Annotated in this window: 4 protein-coding genes; all 4 read right to left on the bottom strand. The window is 74.2% G+C overall.

The annotated features are described in order from the left end of the window. Positions 1-149 precede the first annotated feature (149 nt). Complete coding sequence (locus ND748_RS28770; protein ID WP_251749325.1) at positions 150-1688, bottom strand: alkaline phosphatase family protein; 1539 nt, start codon at positions 1686-1688, stop codon at positions 150-152. A gap of 127 nt (positions 1689-1815) precedes the next feature. Next, complete coding sequence (locus ND748_RS34315) at positions 1816-2103, bottom strand: WhiB family transcriptional regulator (protein WP_374216060.1); 288 nt, start codon at positions 2101-2103, stop codon at positions 1816-1818. Positions 2104-2209: 106 nt separating this feature from the next. Continuing rightward, positions 2210-2689, bottom strand: a complete 480-nt coding sequence (locus ND748_RS28760; protein WP_251749324.1) for a glycerate kinase — start codon at positions 2687-2689, stop codon at positions 2210-2212. A gap of 135 nt (positions 2690-2824) precedes the next feature. Further along, on the bottom strand, positions 2825-3245 hold a 421-nt coding region (locus ND748_RS28755), incomplete at its 5' end, for an HRDC domain-containing protein (RefSeq protein WP_251749323.1).

The following is a 3245-nucleotide window of genomic DNA, read 5'->3' as shown; positions in this document are numbered from 1 at the left end:
CCCCCCGGGCGCACCCGCAGCGGCCGGCCCCCGACGCGCCGCCGGCCGGGCACGGGCAGCTCCCCCTGGCCAGACCCCCCGGGACGAGACACCCGTGGACTCGATCACCGCCGAGGATTGACCCCCACGCCGGCGCCGCCACGACCGACCTACTTCGCCTCCGGGGTGAGACCGGCGAGCACGGACTCGCCGAGGTAGAGGAAGCCGTAGCCCTCGTCGCGGAACCGGACCCCGGCGGCGCGCAGAGCATCGCCCCAGTCGCCGCGGCAGGCCGGGTCCGCCGGGTCGGCGGCCTCCGAGCCGTGGTCGGCGGTCAGCAGGATCGCGGTCTCGGCCAGCAGCCCGCGCTCGGCGAGCAGATCAAGAAAGCTGCCGAGGCGGGCGTCCGCGTCCCGCAGCGCGGCGCGGGACTGCTCCGAGTAGGGACCGCCGCCGTGATGACCGGTGTCGGTAACCGTGGTGTTCCACCACATGACGTCGGGTGGGGTCGTGCCCGGCGCCCAGAGCTGGACGACCTGGGCCAGGCCCAGCGCGTCCACCCGGGTGGACCAGGCGTAGTCGGAGCTCTCCTGCACCCAGCGCGCGCTGGCGTGCACGTCGCCCTCGGCCGGCGGCAGGTAGTCGCCCATGTCGCCGGCGCCACCGGTGTTGCCGGCCGCCCGGACCAGGCCGAACGTCGAGTAGTGCGCGCCCCTGTCGACGGGCTCGTTCACGCAGGCGCTCACCGCGTCGGGGCGCTGGCGGGCGACGGCCTCGAAGAGCGTCTCGACGCCGTCGCGGAGCTGCTCGCAGGCGGCGTGCCAGGTCTTCACGTCGTTGACGATCACCTGGCGGCCGGTGGCGCGATCGAAGTAGACGTTGTGCAGGATGCCGTGCCGGCCGGGCCCGACACCGGTCAGCGCGGACGTGTGGTTGGTCAGCGTCACGCTGGGGAACTCGGCGATCGCCCCGCCGGTCAGTGCGGCCCCCTCGGCCAGCAGGCGGGCGACGTTCGGCAGTTCGCCGGTCTGGGCGAGGTGCAGCAGGTCGTTGCTGTTCGCGCCGTCCCACAGCAGGCCGACGACGTGGCGCGCACCCGGGCCGGCGAGCTGGGTCAGCGGCGTGCCCTCGGCGCCGGGCAGGGTGACGCCGGCCAGCGTGGCGAGGGTGGGTGCGACGTCGATGATCCGCGCCACGCCGGGCCGCAGCCCGCGGACGCGCACGCCGGGGCCGGACAGCACCAGCGGGGCGCGGGACTGGCCGGCGTTGAGCGAGCCGTGCTCGCCGAGGTGCCCGCCGCGCTCGGGCCAGTAGTGCCGCGGGGTGTGCACGACGATCAGGTCGGGCGACCGGGTGGCGTCCCCGAACGCGGACAGCAGCCGGCTGCCGGCGAAGGGGTAGGCGTCGCGTTCGTTCGGCGGCGACGGATCCGCCAGCGCCGCGGCCAGCGGCACCCCGCGCATCGGGTCCTGGCTGGCCAGCGGATTGCGCCCGAAGCGGATCTCCCAGGGGCCATCCGGATCGGTCACCGGCAGCCGAGCCGAGCCGTCGGCGTTGGCCACGTAGAGCCAGCCGGCGTCCACCCAGGCGGCGAGATCCACGATCTTGGCCAGTTCGGGACTGGTGAGGACTGCGACGGCGAGAGACAGGTCATCGGATCCGGCCGGTTGCGGCGCCGCGCCCGGCGCCGTTCCCGTTCCGGTCGACATCGGATATACACGCTCGCTGCTGGGCACGCCGGAACAGTACCGGTGCCGACGGGAACACAGGAAGAAATCCACGGCCAACGGCGGCGGGCGGGACGCCGACGAACTGGTGTCCCGCCCGCCGCGCCCGTCAGGCCGCGACCTCCTCCGGGCGGACCTTGCGCGGCCGGCCGCGGGGCCGCTTGCGGGGGACGACGGTGCCGGTCACGACCAGCTCGCCACCCCACACCCCCCACGGCTCGGCCCGGTCGAGGGCCGCGGCCAGGCATGCCACCCGGACCGGGCAGGAACGGCAGACCGCCTTGGCGGTCTCCACATCCGCCGGGGACTCAGCGAAGAACATCTCAGGATCGACGTCCCAGCAGGGCAGGACGAGCCGATCCCGCTCGATCCGGGAGACGATCGAGTGATCGAACACCGGTGTCACCTCCGACACGGGTAGGTCTTCGAGCGGATAGAAGGAGCGAAACGACAAAGGCCGCGATCCCCATGGGGATCGCGGCCTCGGTGTCGGCTCCGCGGAGCTAGTCCGGGAGCGGATCGCGAGCGGATCCCGTGATGAGGTGACGGTCTGCGTGATCGGACGCCTGGGCCGCGGCGGGAGCCGGGTTCCAGGACGACGCCGGGCTCCCGGACATGGCGAGCCGACGCGCCGGCTCGCCGGCCGGACGCGCGGCGAACGTGGTGAACCCGCCCAGGCCGAGGACCGTGCCCGAGACGCCGGCGGCGGGCGCACCCGTCCCCTGGGCCGCGGTGCCATGGCAGGCCGCCAGCACACGGACGTCCGCCCCCAGGAGGGCGCCGACCGTGCTGACCAGACCGGAGCGGCCGAGACTGCCGACCGTGCCGAGAGCACCTAGACCGAGGACGGCTTTGCCGAGAACGGCGGACGCCCTGACGACGGCCGGCACGGGTGCGACGGCAACCAGCGCCGACGGGCCAGGCCGATATCCCCGGGGACGGGTGATCTCGGTGCCGGCTTGGTCCATCACAATGCTCAACACAGCGAGATCACCTCCTTCTCGGGGAGCCGTGGGGCGCGGCCGTTCCAGGGCCCGCGTCGTGCGTCGTGCGTAACGGTAGAAGGTCGCCACGCGAACCTCAACGTATTTTCTGTGTCGCGTGTCGGACACCCAAAGTCACGAGGACTCGCCGGCGGGGACCGTCGGCGGGGTCCGCCCGGCGACGAGGTCGAGCACCGCCTGCCCGTAGCGGTCGAGCTTGACCTGGCCGATCCCGGGGATCCGGACGAGCTCCGGGACCGAGCGCGGCCGGCATTCGGCGAGCGCCTGCAGGGTCGCGTCGGTGAAGATCACAAAGACGGGCATGTGCAGCTCCCGCGCGGTGGCCGCGCGCCACGCCCGCAGCCGCTCGTACAGCGCGGCGTCGACGTCACCGGGGCAGCCTTCGCAGCGCCCGACCCTGGCCTGGGCGCCGGTCAGGGCCCGCCCGCAGACCCGGCAGCGCACCGCCGAGCGCCCCCGGCCCGATCCGCCGCCGCCACCTGCGCCACCAGAACCCCCCGCGCCACCAGAGCCCCCTGCGTTGGGAGAGCCCCCT

The sequence above is a fragment of the Frankia sp. AiPs1 genome (genome assembly GCF_023716945.1).
GTDB lineage: Bacteria > Actinomycetota > Actinomycetes > Frankiales > Frankiaceae > Frankia.
Note: the sequence above shows the minus strand (reverse complement) of the source record. Positions and strands in the feature narration are given on the sequence as shown.

Coding starts and splice junctions, on each gene's coding strand:
- ND748_RS28770 (WP_251749325.1), bottom strand. CDS start 1,688: ATGTCGACCGGAACGGGAACGGCGCCGGGCGCGGCGCCGCAACCGGCC.